Genomic DNA, 16,663 nt, shown 5'->3' with positions numbered 1-16,663 from the left:
TCCGTGAGAGAGCGATGGCCCCTCCCCCTTCGTCCTGGATCGGTCGCACGGCGCGGGTGCTCACCACCCCGCCGCTCGGCCCCCTGATCGTGCTGGTCGCCTTCGGCGCCGTGTTCACGGCGATGAGCGACCGCTTCCTGACGCCCGGCAACATCTCGCTGATCGTGCAGCAATCGGTGATCATCGGCACGCTGGCGATCGGCCAGACGCTGGTGATCCTGACCGCCGGCATCGACCTGGCCAACGGCGCCATCGCCGTGCTGGGCACCATCGTCGCCGGCAAGCTGGTCGATCAGGGCCACGACGCGCTGCCGGCGCTGCTGCTGGCCGTTGCGCTGTGCAGCCTGGTCGGGCTGGTCACCGGCACACTGGTCAGCCGGCTGAAGCTGCCGCCCTTCATCGTCACGCTCGGCCTGCTCGGCATCGTCACCGCCGCGACCCGGCTGTTCTCCGGCGGCGGCGCCTTCCCTGTGATGGACGACTTGCTGGGCTGGACCGGCAACACGCTGCGCCTGGGCAGCGCCGTCGTCACCTACGGCATGGTCATCATGCTCGGGCTCTATGCCCTCGTCTGGTACATCCTGACCCAGACCGCCTGGGGCCAGCACATCTACGCCATCGGCAACAGCCCGGAGGCGGCGCGTCTGGTCGGCATCCCGGTGCGGCGGCGCATCCTGTCGGTCTATCTGTTCGCCGCCTTCCTCTACGGCATCGGCGCCTGGCTGGCGCTGGGGCGGATTCCGAACGCCGACCCCAACGCCATGCAGAACGCCAACCTGGACAGCATCACCGCGGTCGTGATCGGCGGCACCAGCCTGTTCGGCGGCCGCGGCAGCCTGATCGGCACGCTGATTGGGGTGCTGATCGTCGGCGTGCTGCGCAACGGCCTGACCCTGATCGGCATCGACCCGCTGTGGCAGGACCTGGTCACCGGCGTCCTGGTCATCACCGCGGTCGCGCTGGACCAGCTGTCGCGATGGAGGCGGGTATGACCGATGTGGTGCTGGAGGCCCGCAATGTGGTCAAGCGCTACGGCCATGTCGTGGCGCTGGGCGGGGTCGATTTCGAGCTGCGCGCCGGCGAGGTGCTGGCGGTCATCGGCGACAACGGCGCCGGCAAGTCGACCCTGATCAAGATCCTGTCCGGCGCCATCACCCCGGATGAGGGCGAGGTGCTGCTGGACGGCGCGCCGGTGCGGTTCCACGGGCCGCTCGACGCCCGCCGCCGCGGCATCGAGACGGTGTACCAGGACCTGGCGGTGGCGCCGGCGCTGGACATTGCCGCCAACCTGTTCCTGGGGCGCGAGCTGCGCCGGGCCGGGCCGCTGGGGCAATGGCTGCGGCTGCTGGACAAGCCGCGGATGCGGCGCGACGCGCAGCGCCATATGGACGAGCTGCGCTTCCGCCTGCCCTCGATCGGCCATGCGGTCGAAAGCCTGTCTGGCGGCCAGCGCCAGGGCGTCGCCGTGGCCCGCGCCGCGGTGTTCGCCCGCAAGCTGGTGATCATGGACGAGCCGACGGCAGCGCTGGGCGTGCGCGAGACCGGCCAGGTGCTGGACCTGATCCGCACCATCCGCGACCGCGGCCTGCCGGTGGTGCTGATCAGCCACAACATGCCGAACGTGTTCGAGGTCGCCGACCGCATCCACGTCATGCGCCTGGGCCGCCGCGTGGCCGTGACCACGCCGCAGCGCCACAGCATGGCCGAGGTGGTGGCGATCATGACCGGGGCGATGCCGGGCGACCAGCCCGCCCCGAACGAGACGACCACATGACACCCCTTTTCCTCCCCTGACCGAAAGACGAGAGAGCGAGCATGACCCGCCTGGACGAGAAGCTGGCCCGCATCCGCGCCGGCCATTACAAGCGCAGCGACTTCATCATCGCCGATGCCAAGGACGGCGACATGGGGCCGAGCCTGACCTCGACCGGCCCGAAGCGCGCGCCGGACGGCAGCTGGACCCGCTACCGCACCCGCGACGAGTTCCTGGACACCATCCGCCAGGTGGTCGAGCAGGACATCGTCGACATCATGCTGGTCTCGGCCTCGAACCTGGAGCGGCTGGTCGAAAGCGGCACCTTCCGCAATAGCAAGGTGAAGCCGGCGATCCGCGCCAACGACACCACCGATGTCTGGGTGGTGCGCGGCTGCAGCTATCCCCAGCAGCCCTCGCGCCCGTTCCGCTCGGCCCTGCTGCCGCGGGTGAAGCATGGCGGCCTCGCCCCCGACCCGAAGGCGCCGGTGACCGGCACCGATCTCGGCCTCTACTCCGTCACCTTCAACAACGACCTCGACTCCGACATCCGGTCGCTGGAGGCCTTCGCCGAATTCCGGGCCGACTGCGCCGCCAACGGCTTCAAGTACTTCTTCGAAGTGTTCAACCCGAATGTCTCGAGCGGCATCGACCCGGCGCTGCAGCCGCATTACCTCAACGACTGCATCCTGCGCTGCCTGGCCGGGGTGATGAAGGCCGACCGGCCGGAATTCCTGAAGATCCCCTTCAACGGCCCGAAGGCGCTGGAGGAGCTGGCCGGCTTCGATTCCAGCCTGATCGTCGGCGTGCTCGGCGGCGGCGCCGGCACCACCCGCGACTGCTTCGAGCTGCTGCACCAGGCCGAGAAATACGGCGCCCGCGTCGCCCTGTTCGGCCGCAAGATCAACCTGGCGGAATCGCCGCTGGCGATGGTGAGCTTCATGCGCCAGGTGGCGGACGGCACCATCGCGCCGGAAGAGGCGGTGCGCGCCTATCACGGCGAGCTGCAGAAGCAGGGCATCACCCCGCTGCGTCCCCTGGCCGACGACGTGCAGACCACCGAAGCCGTGCTGAAGCAGGGCTGAGCCGTGGAGCAGCGTTCGGGCATCATCTGCGGCGGCACCATCTGCATCGACGTCAACAAGGTGCTCGACCGCTTCCCGCCGCAGGAGCACGTCGCCAGGATCCTGGAGGAGACGCCGGATTCGGGCGGCCCCGGCTTCAACATGGCGGTCGACCTTGCCCGGCTGGGCGCCAGCTTCCCGATCGAGGTCGTCGGCGTGATCGGCGACGACCCCTACGGCCGGCTGGCGCTCGAGGTCTGCCGCGACCACGGCATCGGCGCCGGCCGGATCGCGGTGCTGCCGGGCGGACGCACCGCCTACACCGACGTGATGATCGTGGCCGAGGGCGGGCGGCGGACCTTCTTCTACCAGGAGGGGGTCAACGCCCTGCTCTCGCCCGGGCATTTCGACCTGACCGGGTCGACCGCGAAGATCTTCCATGTCGGCTCGCCCGGCGTGCATGCCCGGATGGACGCGCCGCAGGGCAACGGCAACGGCTTCACCGAGGTGCTGGCCCGCGCCCGCGCCTCGGGCCACCGCACCAACATGGAGCTGGTCGGCGTGGCGGGGGAGCGGCTGCGCGACCTCACCGTGCCCTGCCTGCCGCTGCTCGACAGCATCATCATCAACGAGCTTGAGGCGACGGCGCTGACCGGCGTCGAGACCCACCGCGACGGCCGGCCGGACTGGGCCCTGGTCGAGGCGGCGGCGGCGGCGCTGATCCGCATGGGCGTGTCGACCCTGGCGGTGGTGCATTTCCCGGACGGCGTGGTCGCCGCCGACCGCGACGGCCGCCTGTGGCGCCAGGGCGCGGCCTGGGTGCCGGCCGAGGCGGTGAAGAGCACCAACGGCGCCGGCGACGCCCTGGCCTCCGGCGTCATGCTCGGGCTGCACGAGGGCTGGCCGGTGGAGAAAGGCCTTCGGCTGGGCGTCTGCGTCGCGGCGCTCAGCCTCGGGTCCTACAGCACGTCGCGGGCGATCCCCTCGGCGGAAGAGTGCTTCGCGTATGGCGAGAGGGCGGGGTTCAAGCCGACGAGCTGACCGGCAGGCACCGCGCCACCCCCTCACCCTCCCGGCCCAAGCGGGCCGGGCTCCTCCCTCTCCCCAAGGAGAGGGATTCGTCACCTCTCCTTGGGGAGAGGTCGAAATCGCACCGCGATTTCGGGTGAGGGGGTGGCCCGCCCTCTCCTCCCCGCTCACCCCGGGATCGGGAACCGCCGGGCGAAGTCGCGCACGGCGTTGGCCAGCGCCCCTTCCGGCCGCGCGCCGGTGACCGCGTCCACGATCAGATCCGCCAGCGTCGCCATCTGGCCTTCGCGCATGCCGCGGGTGGTGACGGCCGGCGTGCCCAGCCGCAGGCCGGACGGGCGCAGCGGCGGTCGGGTGTCGTCCGGCACGACCTGCTTGTTCGAGACCAGGCCGATGCGGTCGAGGCGCTGCTGCGCCTCGTCGCCGTCGATGCCGAAGCTGGCGGCGACGTCGACCACCATCAGGTGGTTGTCCGTGCCGCCGGTGACCAGCTGCGCGCCCCGCCCCTCCAGCGCCTCGACCAGCGCCTTGGCGTTGTCCAGCACCCGCCTGGTATAGGCCTGGAACTCCTCCTGCGCCGCCAGGTGCAGCGCGGTGGCCAGCGCCGCCACCTGGTCCATATGCGGGCCGCCCTGCAGGCCGGGGAACACCGCCTGGTCGATCGGCTTGCGGAACGGCTCGCGGCACAGGATCAGTCCGCCGCGCGGGCCGCGCAGGGTCTTGTGCGTGGTGGTGGTGACGACGTCGAAGCCGGCCGCCAGCGGGTTCGGCAGCGTCTTGCCGGCGATCAGCCCGCCGATATGCGAGACGTCGGCCATGGTGATCGCCCCGACCTCGTCGGCGATCGCCTTGAAGGCGGCGTAGTCGATGTCGCGCGGGTAGGAGGAGAAGCCGGTGATCAGCAACTTCGGCCGCTCGCGCCGCGCGGTCTCGCGGATGGCGTCGAAGTCGAAGCCGCCGCCGGCCACGGTGCCGTAGCGGATGAAGCGGAAGATCCGGCCCATGGCCGAGACCGGCGCGCCATGGGTCAGGTGTCCGCCATGCGACAGGTCCATCGCCAGGATGGTATCGCCGGGCTGCAGCAGGCCGAAATACACCGCCTGGTTCATCGGCGACCCCGACAGCGGCTGGACATTGGCGTGCTCGGCCCCGAACAGCGCCTTGGCCCGCCCCTGGGCCAGCCACTCGATCTCGTCGGCATGGCCGTTGCCGCCGTAGTAGCGGCGCCCCGGCTGGCCCTCGGCATACTTGTCGGCGAAGACCGAGCCGAGCAGCGGCCGCAGCTCGGGGAAGGCGTGGTTCTCGGAGGCGATCAGGGTCAGGCCCTGGTGCTGCCGGCGCTCCTCGCGCTCGAGGATCGCGGCGGCCTCGGGGTCGGCGGCGGCCAGCACGGCGCGGGGGTCGAGATCGGCCGATTCGGGTTGGTGCTGCATGGGAGTCTCCGTTTCGATGCCCAGAAAACAAAAATCGCCCGACCAGCTTCCAGGAGAAGGCTGCCCAGGCGAACGGCATCGAAACGGTCTTCCGCGCTCCCTCGGGGTGATCCCCGTCTCGCCAGTCACGCGGAAGGTATGGCTGATCTCGCGACCGCTGGGATGATCGGCGGGACTCGCCTTCGCGTCAACTGCCGATCAGACCGGCCCCTCGCAGCTGTCGGCGAGATAGGCCCGCCGCGCGGCGTCGTCGCGGCCGGAGCGGAGGTAGCGCCGCCACGCCTGCTGCTCGTGCCACACCGCGCCGAGCTCCCAGACGCAGAAGGTGCCGCGATGCGGCCCGGGCAGCGGGAACAGCCGGAAGTCGGGCTGCTGCCGCCCGTCCTTGGCGTAGACCGTCTCCCACAGCTCGTTCTCGTTGTGCCAGGTGCTGACCAGCAGGAAGTAGAAGTCGGCGCCGCAGCGATGCAGGATGGCGAAGCCGAGATCGCCGGAGACCTTCAGGGCACCGGCCCGGTCTTCGCGCAGCACGAAGTCACGGGCCAGGGCCCGGATCCCGGCCGGAACCGGCGCGTCGGCCAGCGCGATGTCGTACCATTTGAGCCGGGCGCCCGGCAGCGCCACCGGCGCGCCCGGCGTGATCAGCTTGTCGCGATGGATGTAGCCGGCGGCGACATTGGTGACGGCCGGCAGGTCCGCGGCGGCCGATGTGTCGGGCATCCGATCCTCCTTGCTAGGGTCGGATCAGGAGAACATAAAGCGAACATTCAGTCAAGGATCGGGACAGCCCACGGCCCTAGTACAGCCGCCCGCCATTCGGCACCGGGCGCTCGATCGCGGCCAGCACGACATTGCCGTCGGCGTCGGGGAAGCCCAGCACCAGGATCTCGGACATGAACTTGCCGATCTGCTTCGGCGGGAAGTTCACCACCGCCGCGACCTGGCGGCCCAGCAGCGCCTCCGGCGTGTATAGCGCCACCAGCTGGGCCGAGCTGCGCTTCCGCCCGATCTCGGGCCCGAAATCGACGGTCAGCTTGTAGGCCGGCCGGCGCGCCTCGGGATAGGGGTCGACCGCCACGATGGTGCCGACCCGGATGTCGACCTTGGCGAAATCGTCGTAACTGATCGTCATGCTGCCCTCTGCGCTGCCGGCGCAGACTGCCGCGCCGGATCCGGCAGGGCAAGACGCAGAAGGCCGCCCGGAGGCGGCCTTCGATCGCGACGTCGGAACAGCCGGGTTCAGCGCTTGGCCGGGGCCTTCAGCACGCCCTTGAGCTCGTCGAAGCTGGCGCTGACGCGCTTGCTGACGATCTCGGCCGCCTCGGTGTTCGACTTGGCCAGCAGCTCGGCCAGTTCCTTCATGTCGGTGATCGCCTTCTCGAAGGCGGTCTTGGCCAGCTCGGTCTGCTGCGCCAGCTTCTCTTCCGGCTTGCCCGGGGCGGCGACGGAGGAGAACTGGGCCTGCAGCTCGGTCAGGTTCTGGCGCAGGATCTCGCCCTGGCGTCGGGCGAAGGCCTGGAGCCCCTCGGCCGCGGTGCGGTTGGCGGCGGTCAGCGCCTCGATGTTCTTGCGCTGGGCCTGCAGCACCGCGTCGACATCGACGCCCGGCAGCTTGAACTCGCCCAGCACCTTGGTGAAATCGACGTCCCAGACCGGCGGCTTGCTCATGGCCCAACTCCTGATTGCACAAGAATGCAGCACCTTACACGCGCCGCCCCTGCCGCAAAAGGAAAATTGTGCACTGCAACAAAGCCGTCACTTCAATGCAGTGTCGGCTCCTGCCCTTCCACCGCCTCGGGCGCCACCCCCGCGGCAGCGCGGCGGGTGCCGCGACCGCGGCCGAAGGTGTTCTCCAGCTGCTCGGCCTGGCGCAGTCGCTGGTCCAGCGCCTTCATGGTGCGGTCCAGCTCCGGCGAATCATCCTGCTCCCACACCCGCAGCACCAGGAGGTAGACGAGCCCGAGCGCCCGCACCCGGGCCCGGCCGAACAGCCCGGCGGTGGGGATGCCGGCGGATTGCAGCGTCCAGCGCATCGACAGTTCGAGCTGGCGGGCCTGCGCCAGCGCCGACAGCGGGTCGAGCCGCAGGTCGCGCAGGATCGCCTTGACCCCGGCGCGGTGCGCCGTCAGCACGTCGAAGCGGCGCATCAGCAGGTCGAACAGCCGGTCGCGCGGGGCCTCGTCCTCGCCCGGCAGCGCCTCGGACAGCGCCGCCTGGTCGATCAGCCGGCCCAATCCGGCCAGCAGGTCGGTCTTGCTGGGATAGTGGCGGTACAGCGCCGACATCGGCACCCGCGCCGCCTGGGCGACATCCGCCAGGGTCAGGGCGCGCCAGCCCCTCTCCGCCGCCAGGTCGACCGCGGTGGTGACGATGTGGTTGGGCACGTCGGCCTTCTTCGCCATGCTTCCCGGCTCCTCGAGGATCAGGCCTTCCAGGCCGCATAGGGCCCAATCTAGCGCAATTCGGCAGCAAGGCGAGCCCGGTTACTGGCAGACCGCCTCCAGCTTGTGGCCGTCCGGGTCGAACACGAAGGCAGCGTAGTAGGCCGGCCCGTAATGCGGCCGCAGCCCGGGGGCGCCGGCGTCACGGCCGCCCTGGGCCAGGGCTGCGGCATGGAACCGGTCGACGGCCTCGCGCGTCGGGGCGTTGAAGGCGAGGTGGAAACCCGGGCCCGGCGGAACCACCGGCCCCGGCTGCCGCTTCAGCGCAAGCTTATCGTTGCCGCCGGGCGGGCCGTAGCCGGCGGCGGTGTCGTCGACCCACACCCGCACCATGCCGACCGGGGCCAGCACCGCATCGTAGAACCGGACGGCGCGGTCGAGGTCGAAGACGCCGAAGGAGAGATGGCCGATCACGGCGTCCTCACGCCCGGCGCTGGGCGATGTCCGCGACGACGCCGCCGGTCAGTGCGACCAACTGGTCGGGCGTCAGGGCGAAGACCGAGTTCGGCGTCCCGGCCGCGGCCCAGATCGCCGGCAGCGCCAGCAGGTCGCGGTCGATCACCACATGCGGCGGCGTGGCGTGGCCGACCGGGGCGACGCCGCCGATGGCGAAGCCGGTGGCATCGCGCACGAAGCCAGCATCGGCCCGTTCGATCCGGGCGCCGCCGAGGCGGTCGGCCAGGGCCGCGGCCACCGCCGCCTCGTCGACCCGGTTGACCCCGCTGGCGATCACCAGCACCGGCCGGCCGCTGCCGCGGGCGCGGAACACCAGCGACTTGGCGATCTGCGCCACGTCGCAGCCGATCGCGGCGGCGGCATCGGCCGAGGTGCGGGTCGATTCGCCGAACACCCGGATGTCGGGCTCGTGGCCCAGCGCCTGCAGCGCCGCGGCGACGCGCTCAGCACTGGTCGCCACTACGCCAGCTCGCGTCCGCGGCGGGCGGCGGCGGCGACGGCGCGGGTCATCAGCGGCTGCAGCCCGTCCGGCGCCATCAGCACGTCGAGCGCCGCCTGGGTGGTGCCCTTCGGGCTGGTCACCGCGATGCGCAGCTCGGCTGCGCTTTCGCTGGCGGCGCCGGCCAGGGCGCCGGAGCCGACCACGGTCTGCCGCGCCAGCCGCATCGCCAGGTCGGCGGGCAGCCCGGCGGCATGGCCGGCCGCTGCCAGCGTCTCGATCAGGTGGAAGACATAGGCCGGGCCGCTGCCGGACACGGCGGTGACGGCATCCATCAGCGCGTCGTCGTCGATCCAGGCGGTCTGCCCGGCGGCCTGCATCAGCGCCTCCGCGCGCTGGCGCTGCGCCGGCGTCGCCAGCGGATTCGCCACCAGCACGGAGATGCCCTGCCCGATCGCGGCCGGGGTGTTGGGCATGGCGCGGACCACCGCGGCCTCGGGCCCCAGCCCCTGCTCCAGATACGCCAGGGTGCGGCCGGCGGCGATCGACAGGAACAGGGTGCCGGGCCCGGCAAAGCGGCGATAGGCCGGCAGCGCCTCGAGCATCATCTGCGGCTTGACCGCCAGCACCACCACCTCGGGCGCCAGGTCGGCCGGCAGGCCCGCGGCGTCGCGGACATGGTGCAGGCGCGGATCGGCCAGGGCGACATCGGCCGGCTCGACCGCCCAGATGTGGTCGGCGGCCTTGCCCGCCAGCCAGCCCTGCACCAGCGCGCTTCCCATCCGGCCGCAGCCGACCAACAGAAGATCGGTCACCCCATTGCTCCCCATATCGTCAGGCCGGCCATCATGGCGCCACGGCCGGGCAGCGCAAGCGGTATCGGGAGAGATGCCGGCATGCGTCGTCTTTCCCGCCGGCCCCCGTCATTGCGAGCGCAGCGAAGCAATCCGTGGCGCCGCCTGGCATGGATTGCTTCGTCGGCTACGCCTCCTCGCAATGACAAAGAGGGGCGTGCGAGGGGCGATGCTGACAGTCTTGATGGGAATCGGAAGAACGCCCACAGCATCGGCTCAGCTGCTGTTCGGCGGCTTGCGGGCCGGTCGGCCGGCCTCTTCCGCATCTGCGGAGGGCTCGGGCGCTTCGGGGGGCGGGTCGGTGAGCGCCTCGTCGAGCGGTTCGGCCGCCTCGTCCCCGGCGATGACCTCGTCCCAGCCCTGGGGCAGCCGGCCCGGCTCGCGGCCGAGGCGGCGGCAAATGCGCCGCACGATCTCGTCGATCGGCAGGGTGTCGAGTTCGACGTCCAGCGGCTCGGTCTCGGTCAGGCTCTCGCGCGGTGCGGCGGCCGCCTTGGCACCGGCCGGCCGCTCGGGCCCCAGCGCCACGGCCACGGCGCGGGCGACCTGCGCCCGCCGCCGCTGCCGGCGCTCCTGGATCTCGGCGGCGGCTTTCTCCGCCGCGTCCTTGCGGGTCCGGTAGGCCTCGCGGATGCGCTCGGTCATGGCGATGGTCAGGCGCACCGCACGGGCGATGCGGGCCTGCGACAGCGCGAAATCGATCACCGGCGGCTCGAACCGGTTCCCGGCCACGATGTGCTGGCCCTCGAGCCGGCGGGCGGTGCGCATGTCGATGTCGACCAGCTCGCGCAGCGTGCCCAGCGCCCACACCGTCCACTCCCGGTCGGGGTCGACCGGCTGGGTCTCGGCTGGGGCGGCGTCGATCGGCGCGTTGTCCATGGAACATATCATGAACAAACTGGACCGCTTGCGCAATGAACAAGGCGTTTACGGTCCGGGCCACGCGTAGCCTCTCCCGCTTGCGAGACCTTTTCAGAATGCCTCCGAACCGTCCCGGCGGCTCGCAACGACATTGGCCTAGGTTAAAATGAGTCCCCCCTCCCCTCGCGGGAGGGGGTAGGGGGAGGGGGTTTTCGATGCCCAGAACCGGCCCTGACTCTGGCAATTTGGCTCCGACGGCGAAGCCTGTCCTTTGCGTATTCATGCGCGGACGCGCGCAGACCCCTCCCCCTACCCCCCTCCCGCAAGGGGAGGGGGAGCAAGAAAGGAGCGGGCTCGGTCTATTCCGAAAAGGTCCCGCAAGCGGGAAAGGCTACGCGTCAGCTCGATCTGACGACTTAGGCCACCCGCAGCAGCGGCGCGGCCTTGGCCGGGGTGCGGAGCGCCTCGGGGATCCACTCGCCATGGGCGGCGAGCAGCTCGTCGACCAGCCGCCAGATCTGGTCGAGATCCAGCTCCGCCGCGGTGTGCGGGTCCAGCATGGCGGCGTGGTAGATGTGGTCGCGGTTGCCGGTCAGCAGCGCCTCGACCGCCAGCGACTGGACGTTGATGTTGGTCTGCATCAGCGCCGCCAGATGCGGCGGCAGCCGGCCGAGGCCGATCGGCTGCACCCCGTTGCGGTCGACCAGGCACGGCACCTCGACCGTGCAGTCGGACGGCAGGTTGTCGATCAGCCCGTGGTTCTGCACGTTGCCGTAGATCACCGCCGGCGTTCCCGTCTCCTTGGCATGGATGATGGTCGAGCCGTATTCGACGCTGCGCTTGATCTCCAGCGGCACCGACGGGTCCTGCAGCTGCGCGCGCAGGGCGCCCCATTTGTCGATCTGGCGCTCGCAGCGGGTGATGTACTCGTCGAGCGGGATGTTGAAGCGGTCGACGATCTCGTCGCGCCCGCGCTTGATGTACCAGGGCACGTATTCGCTGAAATGCTCGCTGGATTCGGTGACGAAGTAGCCGAGGCGCAGGAACATGTCGTAGCGGACGCGGTTCCACTCCGGCACCCGGCCCTCCTCCACCACCTTGCGGATCAAGGGGGTCAGGTCTTCGCCGTTGCGTTCGAACGTCAGGTAGAACGCCATGTGGTTGATGCCGCCGCAGACATAGCTGATCTCCTCGACCGGCACGCCGATGTCCTCGGCGATCTCGGCCGCGGTGCCCTGCACGCTGTGGCACAGCCCGACGGTCTTGATCCTGGTCGCCCGGTTCAGCGCCCAGCAGTTCATCGCCATCGGGTTGGCGTATTGCAGATGGGTCACGTCGGGGCACAGCCGCTCCATGTCGCGGGCATGGTCCAGCAGCACCGGCACGGTGCGCAGCGCCCGCATGATGCCGCCGATGCCGAGCGTGTCGGCGATGGTCTGCCGCAGCCCGTAGGTCTTCGGCACCTCGAAATCGGTCACGGTGCAGGGCTTGTAGCCGCCGACCTGGATCATGGTGATGGCGTAGTCGGCGCCGTCCAGCGCCCGGGCACGGTCGGTGGTCGCCTCGATCGTCGCTGGCGCCCCCAGCGTGTCGGCGATGCGGTGCGCCACCGTTTCCGACGTCGCCAGCCGCTCGGGATCGATGTCGAACAGGGTGATGCGGGCATCCGCCAGGTCCGGATAGGACAGGATGTCGCCGATCAGGTTCTTGGCGAAGACGGTGCTGCCCGCGCCGATGAAGGTGATCTTAGGAGAGGTCATGGTCGGATCCCGGTTGGCGGAAGGGCCCGCGGCCAGGGCGGCCGCGGGCCGGGTTGGAATGGCTATTGGAACAGCGCGTTGACCTGGTCGTTCGCATCCTTGAGCAGCGGCGCGACCGGCACGTCCTCGAGGAAGATCCGGTCGAAGGCCACGTTCATGATCGACAGGATCTGCGGCGAGTAGTCGGTGATCGGGTACAGGAAGGTCTGGTCCGGCGTCGCCTCGCTGGTGAAGGCGGTGACATCCTGGCCGCGGCCGGCGAAGGCCTCCTGCGCCAGCTTGGCCGCCGACGGGATCGCCGGGAACACCACGCCGGCCTTGCCGATGATGTCCTGGCAGTCGGTCGACCCCAGGAACTTGACCCATTCCCAGGCCTCGTCGGGGTGCTTGGTGCCGGTCCAGATCGAATCGCCAAGGCCGTTGAACATGCTCTTGCGGCCCTGCGGCCCCTGCGGCAGCGGCACGAAGCCATAGGGGAAGGACACGTTCTTGGCGTACCAGGTCGAGTTCCAGGACCCGTCGGAGACCAGCGCCCCCTTGCCGGCGCCGAGCAGGGCGGTGCCGCCGAGGGCGCCGACATCCTTCTGCGGGATGGCGTAGCCCTTCTTCAGCGACAGGTCGCGCAGCCAGGTCAGGGTCTCGGCCAAGACCGGGTCGTCATAATGGTAGGCGGTGCCCCAGGGCCCGTCGGTGAACTTGAAGCCGGCGGAGACGGCGAGGTAGCTCCACTGGGTCTGGCCGTAGCCGTCGATCTTGGGAATGATCAGCCCGTACTGCACGACCTGCTTGGGGTCGAAGCCGGCCTCGTTGCCGCGCTTGCCGTTGGCGTCGAGCGACAGCCGCGCCAGGATCTTCTCGAAGCTGCCGCCGTCCTTCGGGTTCCAGGTCGCGGCGCGCAGCTCGTCGACGGTCACGCCGGCCTTGTCCAGCATCGCCTTGTTGTAGACCAGGGCGACCGTGTCCCAGTCCTTGGGCATGCCGTAGACCTTGCCGTCGCGGGTCCACAGGTCGAGCAGCCCGGGGCTGAAGATGCCGGTGTCGACCTTGTCGCGCTGGATCAGCGGCGTCAGGTCGGTGATCTGGCCGTTGGCGACGAATTCGGGGTAGGAGCGCAGATGGTCGGCGAAAACATCGGGCGCCTCGCCGGAGACGAAGCCGGTCGACAGCGTGGTCCAGTAGTCGAGCCAGCCATACTGCGTCACCTTGACGGTGATGTCGGGGTGCTTGGCGTGGAAGGCGTCGCCGCAGGCCTGGTAGTGCGGCGCCTGCAGTGCGTCCCACAGCCAGTAGTTCAGCGTGGTCTCGGCCCGGGCCGCCCCGCTGGTCGCCGCCAGCGACACGGCTGCCGCCGCCGACAACAGGAATTTCGACAGCTTCGCGTTCATCTCAGGCCTCCTCCGATGGTGTTTGTTGGCACGCGGGTCATTTCAGCCCGCTGAACTGCAGGGATTCGACGACGCGCCGGCCGAACAGCACGAGCAGGACGATCACCGGCACGATCGACAGCACGGTGCCGGCCATCATCCCGGTCCAGTCCGGGTTGCCGTTCTGCTGCTGGGTCTTGAAGGCGGACAGCGCCACCGACATCACCCGCACCTCGGCGTCGCGCCCGACCAGGAACGGCCAGAAGAAGTCGTTCCAGGCGTTGATCGACAGCAGGATCGACAGGGTGGCGATGGCGCTCTTGTGCACCGGCAGCACCACGCTCCAGAAGATCCGGAACGGCGAGGCCCCGTCCATCCGCGCCGCCTCCTCCAGCTCGCGCGGGGTCGACAGGAAGAACTGGCGCAGGAAGAACACCGCGAAGGGCGACATCAGGATGGTCGGCGCCACCATGCCCTGGAAGGTGTTCAGCCAGCCCAGCTCCTTGATCAGCACGAAGTTCGGGATGAACAGCACGATCGCCGGGATCATGGTGGCGGCGATGAACAGGTAGAAGATCACCGTCGACCCGACGAAGCGGATGCGGGCGAAGGCGTAGGCGGCGAGCGCCGAGAAGAACACCTGCCCGCCGACCGTGAGCAGGGTGAAGATCGCGCTGTTGCGCAGCGCCATGGCGAAGTTGATCGGCGAGGACGGCGTCGACGGGTCGACCGGCGCCAGCCCCAGCACCCGGCGGAAATTGTCCAGGGTGATCTCGGTGGGCACCAGCAGGGTCGCCTGGTCGAACAGCGTGGCGGTCGGCACCAGCGCCGTCTTCAGCGTGATCCACAGCGGGAACAGCGAGCAGACGATGAAGCCGGCCAGCATGGCCCAGGCGACGAGCCGGCCGGGCGAGAACCGGAAGGACGATGGGCGCGGCAGGGCGAAGGTCGCGGTCATGGCGGCGCCCCTATTCGAGGTCCGAGCTGCCGGCGCGCAGCGCCCGCATCTGCAGGATGGTGATCAGGATCAGCACGGCGAACAGCGCCACCGACATCGCCGAGGCGTAGCCCATCTTCGAGAAGCGGAAGGCGCTTTCGTAGACGTACCAGATGATCGCGCTGGTCGAATTCGCGGGCCCGCCCTGGGTGGCGACGGCGATGGTGTCGAACACCTGGAACGACCCGATCACGCTGGTCACCAGCACGAACACCAGCACCGGGCGCAGCAGCGGCAGGGTGACCCGGCGGAACACGGTCCACTCCCCCGCCCCCTCCAGCCGCGCCGCCTCCTGCAGCGACCGGGGGATCGCCTGCAGCCCGGCGTAGAACAGCAGCGCGGTCAGCCCGACATGGCGCCAGATGTTGATCGCGGCGACCGAGACGATGGCGAGGTCTGGCGATGCCAGGAAGGCCTGGCGCGGCACCCCGATCAGGCCGAGCGCGACATTGGTCATGCCGAGCAAGGGGTCGAGCAGCCACAGCCAGATCAGCGCGGCGATGACGTTGGACAGCAGGTAGGGCGCGATCACGATGGCCCGCACCGTCACGGATTTGCTCAGCCGGTCCATCAGCAGGGCCAGGCCGAGGCCCAGCACGGTCTGCAGCGGGATGTTGTAGAGCACATAGGCGATGGTGATGCGCACCGACTGCCAGAAGCGCGGGTCGTCGATCAGCTTGGCGTAGTTGTCGAGGCCGATGAACTTCGGCGCCCGCATCAGGTTCCAGTCGGTCAGGCTGATCTCGACCGCCCGCAGGGTCGGGTACAGGTAGAAGACGGCGAAGCCGATCAGCGCCGGCAGGATGAACAGCCAGCCGGTCAGGTTGCGCTGCAGCGCCGCCCGCAGCTTCGGCCGCGACCGCAGCCAGCCGATGCTGTGTGCCGGCTTGCCCCACTCCGCTGCCACCATCTGACATCCTCCCGGGATCGGACCTCTGCGTTGGCCGCAAAGTCCTCTGTCTGTCGGATGACACGTGTCACTTTCGTTACTAACACGTGTTAGCTATACTCAAGCGCCAGTCGGATCGCTTGTCAAGCGGAAGCCGGCATGGCAACAGGGCGGCGGGAACACCCTCCCCGAGGTGGGTCGGACCCGACGCGGAAGACCGGAGCGGAATGGAACGACGCAGGATCACCAGCCACGATGTCGCCCGCCGCGCCGGCGTGTCGCGCGCGACCGTGTCGATGGTGCTTAACCGGTCGGCCGCGGTGACGATCAGCGCCGAGACCCAGAAGCGCGTGTTCGAGGCGGCGGAGGCGCTGGGCTACCGGCCGAATTCGGCGGCGCGGATGCTGGTGCGCGGCGACACCGAGACCATCGGCCTCGTGGTCACCGACCCGCAGGTGCTGGCGGTCGACGGCTTCGTGCCGCAGCTGCTGTACGGCATCACCCAGGCGACGCGGGAGAGCGGCTACCGCATCCTGCTGGAGGGGGTGGAGCCCGGCGCAGGGCCGAACGCCTATGGCGAGCTGGTCGAGAGCCGGCGGATCGACGGCATGATCGTGCTGAACCCGCCGACCGAGGCACCGCAGATCCATGCCCTGATCGACCAGGGTTTTCCGCTGGTGCTGCTGGGGTCGGTGCGCCACCCGCGCGAGCATGCGTGCAACTTCTCCACCCGCCGCGCCATCCGTCGCTCGATGGACCATCTGGTCGGGCTGGGGCACCGGGCGATCGCCCATATCGGCTTCTCCCCGGCCGGCTTCGTCGCCACCGATGCGCGGCTGAACTCCTATCGCGAATCGCTGATCGCCCATGGCATCGAGCCCGACGACCGGCTGGTCGCCTATGGCGCCTTCAGCGCCGAGAGCGGCCACCGCGCCATGCGCGAGCTGCTGGACCGCGGCGGCGAATGTCCGACCGCGCTGCTGGCCGGCAACGACACCATCGCGCTGGGCGCCATGGCGGCGATCAGCGATGCCGGGCTGTCGGTGCCGGACGACATCGCCATCGTCGGCTTCGACGACCTGCCCTTCGCCGCCCAGCTGCGCCCGGCCCTGACCACGGTGCGCAACCCCGGCGTCGAACAGGGCCGCCAGGCGGCGCAGCTGCTGATCCGGCTGCTGAAGGGCGAGACCGTCGACCAGCGGCGCATCGCCCTGCCGACCGAGCTGGTCATCCGCGAATCCTGCGGGGCGAAGCGGCGCGGCGGCGTCTGATAGCGCTGCATTTTGCCACAATTTGATGTATTCTTGATGCGCGCCTCCGACC

The 16,663-nt window shown here is 69.9% G+C and carries 18 protein-coding genes and 1 riboswitch; of the genes, 5 read left to right on the top strand and 13 right to left on the bottom strand.

Annotated elements, in window-relative coordinates; all coding sequences use genetic code 11:
- Nucleotides 1-14 precede the first annotated feature (14 nt).
- Genes AB4112_RS06730 through AB4112_RS06715 form a run of 4 tightly spaced genes read left to right on the top strand, consistent with a single transcriptional unit; the run spans nt 15 to nt 3,858 of the window.
- On the top strand, nt 15-992 hold the full coding sequence (locus AB4112_RS06730) for an ABC transporter permease (RefSeq protein WP_441718016.1): 978 nt from the start codon (nt 15-17) through the stop codon (nt 990-992).
- Nucleotides 989-1,774 carry an ATP-binding cassette domain-containing protein gene (locus tag AB4112_RS06725; protein ID WP_441718013.1) on the top strand — a complete coding sequence of 262 codons (786 nt, stop codon included), beginning with the start codon at nt 989-991 and terminating at the stop codon, nt 1,772-1,774. Before AB4112_RS06730 ends, AB4112_RS06725 begins: the two co-directional genes overlap by 4 nt.
- Nucleotides 1,775-1,815: 41 nt before the next feature.
- Nucleotides 1,816-2,838 (top strand): hypothetical protein, encoded by a 1,023-nt coding sequence (locus AB4112_RS06720; protein WP_441718011.1) that lies wholly within the window; start codon nt 1,816-1,818, stop codon nt 2,836-2,838.
- Between the two features lie 3 nt (nt 2,839-2,841).
- Nucleotides 2,842-3,858, top strand: a complete 1,017-nt coding sequence (locus AB4112_RS06715) for a carbohydrate kinase family protein (protein ID WP_441718008.1) — start codon at nt 2,842-2,844, stop codon at nt 3,856-3,858.
- 155 nt (nt 3,859-4,013) lie between these two features.
- Here AB4112_RS06715 and glyA read toward each other — a convergent pair whose 3' ends face one another.
- The 13 genes from glyA to AB4112_RS06650 form a co-directional block, all read right to left on the bottom strand.
- On the bottom strand, nt 4,014-5,279 hold the full coding sequence (gene glyA / locus AB4112_RS06710; protein WP_441718005.1) for a serine hydroxymethyltransferase: 1,266 nt from the start codon (nt 5,277-5,279) through the stop codon (nt 4,014-4,016).
- 55 nt (nt 5,280-5,334) lie between these two features.
- Nucleotides 5,335-5,418: riboswitch (ZMP/ZTP riboswitch) on the bottom strand.
- Nucleotides 5,419-5,477: 59 nt separating this feature from the next.
- On the bottom strand, nt 5,478-5,999 hold the full coding sequence (locus tag AB4112_RS06705; protein WP_309792742.1) for a hypothetical protein: 522 nt from the start codon (nt 5,997-5,999) through the stop codon (nt 5,478-5,480).
- Nucleotides 6,000-6,075: 76 nt separating this feature from the next.
- Nucleotides 6,076-6,411, bottom strand: coding sequence for a tRNA-binding protein (locus AB4112_RS06700; protein WP_309792743.1), 336 nt, complete (start codon nt 6,409-6,411; stop codon nt 6,076-6,078).
- Between the two features lie 107 nt (nt 6,412-6,518).
- Nucleotides 6,519-6,947, bottom strand: coding sequence for a phasin family protein (locus AB4112_RS06695; RefSeq protein ID WP_309792744.1), 429 nt, complete (start codon nt 6,945-6,947; stop codon nt 6,519-6,521).
- A gap of 92 nt (nt 6,948-7,039) precedes the next feature.
- Nucleotides 7,040-7,681, bottom strand: coding sequence for a TetR/AcrR family transcriptional regulator (locus tag AB4112_RS06690; protein ID WP_309792745.1), 642 nt, complete (start codon nt 7,679-7,681; stop codon nt 7,040-7,042).
- Between the two features lie 81 nt (nt 7,682-7,762).
- Nucleotides 7,763-8,134 (bottom strand): VOC family protein, encoded by a 372-nt coding sequence (locus AB4112_RS06685; RefSeq protein ID WP_309792746.1) that lies wholly within the window; start codon nt 8,132-8,134, stop codon nt 7,763-7,765.
- Between the two features lie 7 nt (nt 8,135-8,141).
- The gene (locus AB4112_RS06680) at nt 8,142-8,636 is read right to left on the bottom strand and encodes a YbaK/EbsC family protein (protein WP_309792747.1); all 495 of its coding nucleotides are present in this window, start codon (nt 8,634-8,636) and stop codon (nt 8,142-8,144) included.
- Complete coding sequence (gene proC / locus AB4112_RS06675) at nt 8,636-9,430, bottom strand: pyrroline-5-carboxylate reductase (RefSeq protein WP_309792748.1); 795 nt, start codon at nt 9,428-9,430, stop codon at nt 8,636-8,638. The genes AB4112_RS06680 and proC overlap by 1 nt, the downstream gene beginning before the upstream one ends.
- A 255-nt stretch (nt 9,431-9,685) precedes the next feature.
- Nucleotides 9,686-10,348: a hypothetical protein gene (locus tag AB4112_RS06670; RefSeq protein ID WP_441717999.1), complete on the bottom strand. Its 663-nt coding sequence runs from the start codon at nt 10,346-10,348 to the stop codon at nt 9,686-9,688.
- Nucleotides 10,349-10,746: 398 nt separating this feature from the next.
- Nucleotides 10,747-12,090, bottom strand: coding sequence for an alpha-glucosidase/alpha-galactosidase (locus AB4112_RS06665; protein WP_441717996.1), 1,344 nt, complete (start codon nt 12,088-12,090; stop codon nt 10,747-10,749).
- A 62-nt stretch (nt 12,091-12,152) separates the two neighbouring features.
- Nucleotides 12,153-13,475 (bottom strand): ABC transporter substrate-binding protein, encoded by a 1,323-nt coding sequence (locus AB4112_RS06660; protein ID WP_309792752.1) that lies wholly within the window; start codon nt 13,473-13,475, stop codon nt 12,153-12,155.
- 37 nt (nt 13,476-13,512) lie between these two features.
- Nucleotides 13,513-14,412, bottom strand: a complete 900-nt coding sequence (locus tag AB4112_RS06655) for a carbohydrate ABC transporter permease (protein ID WP_309792753.1) — start codon at nt 14,410-14,412, stop codon at nt 13,513-13,515.
- Nucleotides 14,413-14,422: 10 nt separating this feature from the next.
- On the bottom strand, nt 14,423-15,361 hold the full coding sequence (locus AB4112_RS06650) for a carbohydrate ABC transporter permease (protein WP_309792754.1): 939 nt from the start codon (nt 15,359-15,361) through the stop codon (nt 14,423-14,425).
- Between the two features lie 206 nt (nt 15,362-15,567).
- Between AB4112_RS06650 and AB4112_RS06645 the strand changes: the two genes are divergently transcribed.
- The gene (locus AB4112_RS06645) at nt 15,568-16,611 is read left to right on the top strand and encodes a LacI family DNA-binding transcriptional regulator (RefSeq protein WP_309792755.1); all 1,044 of its coding nucleotides are present in this window, start codon (nt 15,568-15,570) and stop codon (nt 16,609-16,611) included.
- Nucleotides 16,612-16,663: the final 52 nt, after the last annotated feature.

Origin of the sequence: Inquilinus sp. 2KB_23, assembly GCF_052115705.1 — a bacterium.
Classification (GTDB): Bacteria; Pseudomonadota; Alphaproteobacteria; order DSM-16000; family Inquilinaceae; genus Inquilinus; species Inquilinus ginsengisoli_A.
This window is presented reverse-complemented; position numbering and strand designations above follow the sequence as displayed.

Excerpts from the sequence above, each read along its gene's own strand:
- AB4112_RS06700 (WP_309792743.1), bottom strand. The coding sequence starts at position 6,411 with ATGACGATCAGTTACGACGATTTCGCCAAGGTCGACATCCGGGTCGGC.
- AB4112_RS06655 (WP_309792753.1), bottom strand. The coding sequence starts at position 14,412 with ATGACCGCGACCTTCGCCCTGCCGCGCCCATCGTCCTTCCGGTTCTCG.
- AB4112_RS06670 (WP_441717999.1), bottom strand. The coding sequence starts at position 10,348 with ATGGACAACGCGCCGATCGACGCCGCCCCAGCCGAGACCCAGCCGGTC.
- AB4112_RS06695 (WP_309792744.1), bottom strand. The coding sequence starts at position 6,947 with ATGAGCAAGCCGCCGGTCTGGGACGTCGATTTCACCAAGGTGCTGGGC.
- AB4112_RS06720 (WP_441718011.1), top strand. The coding sequence starts at position 1,816 with ATGACCCGCCTGGACGAGAAGCTGGCCCGCATCCGCGCCGGCCATTAC.
- AB4112_RS06705 (WP_309792742.1), bottom strand. The coding sequence starts at position 5,999 with ATGCCCGACACATCGGCCGCCGCGGACCTGCCGGCCGTCACCAATGTC.
- glyA (WP_441718005.1), bottom strand. The coding sequence starts at position 5,279 with ATGCAGCACCAACCCGAATCGGCCGATCTCGACCCCCGCGCCGTGCTG.
- AB4112_RS06730 (WP_441718016.1), top strand. The coding sequence starts at position 15 with ATGGCCCCTCCCCCTTCGTCCTGGATCGGTCGCACGGCGCGGGTGCTC.
- AB4112_RS06665 (WP_441717996.1), bottom strand. The coding sequence starts at position 12,090 with ATGACCTCTCCTAAGATCACCTTCATCGGCGCGGGCAGCACCGTCTTC.
- AB4112_RS06660 (WP_309792752.1), bottom strand. The coding sequence starts at position 13,475 with ATGAACGCGAAGCTGTCGAAATTCCTGTTGTCGGCGGCGGCAGCCGTG.
- AB4112_RS06690 (WP_309792745.1), bottom strand. The coding sequence starts at position 7,681 with ATGGCGAAGAAGGCCGACGTGCCCAACCACATCGTCACCACCGCGGTC.
- AB4112_RS06645 (WP_309792755.1), top strand. The coding sequence starts at position 15,568 with ATGGAACGACGCAGGATCACCAGCCACGATGTCGCCCGCCGCGCCGGC.
- AB4112_RS06650 (WP_309792754.1), bottom strand. The coding sequence starts at position 15,361 with ATGGTGGCAGCGGAGTGGGGCAAGCCGGCACACAGCATCGGCTGGCTG.
- AB4112_RS06725 (WP_441718013.1), top strand. The coding sequence starts at position 989 with ATGACCGATGTGGTGCTGGAGGCCCGCAATGTGGTCAAGCGCTACGGC.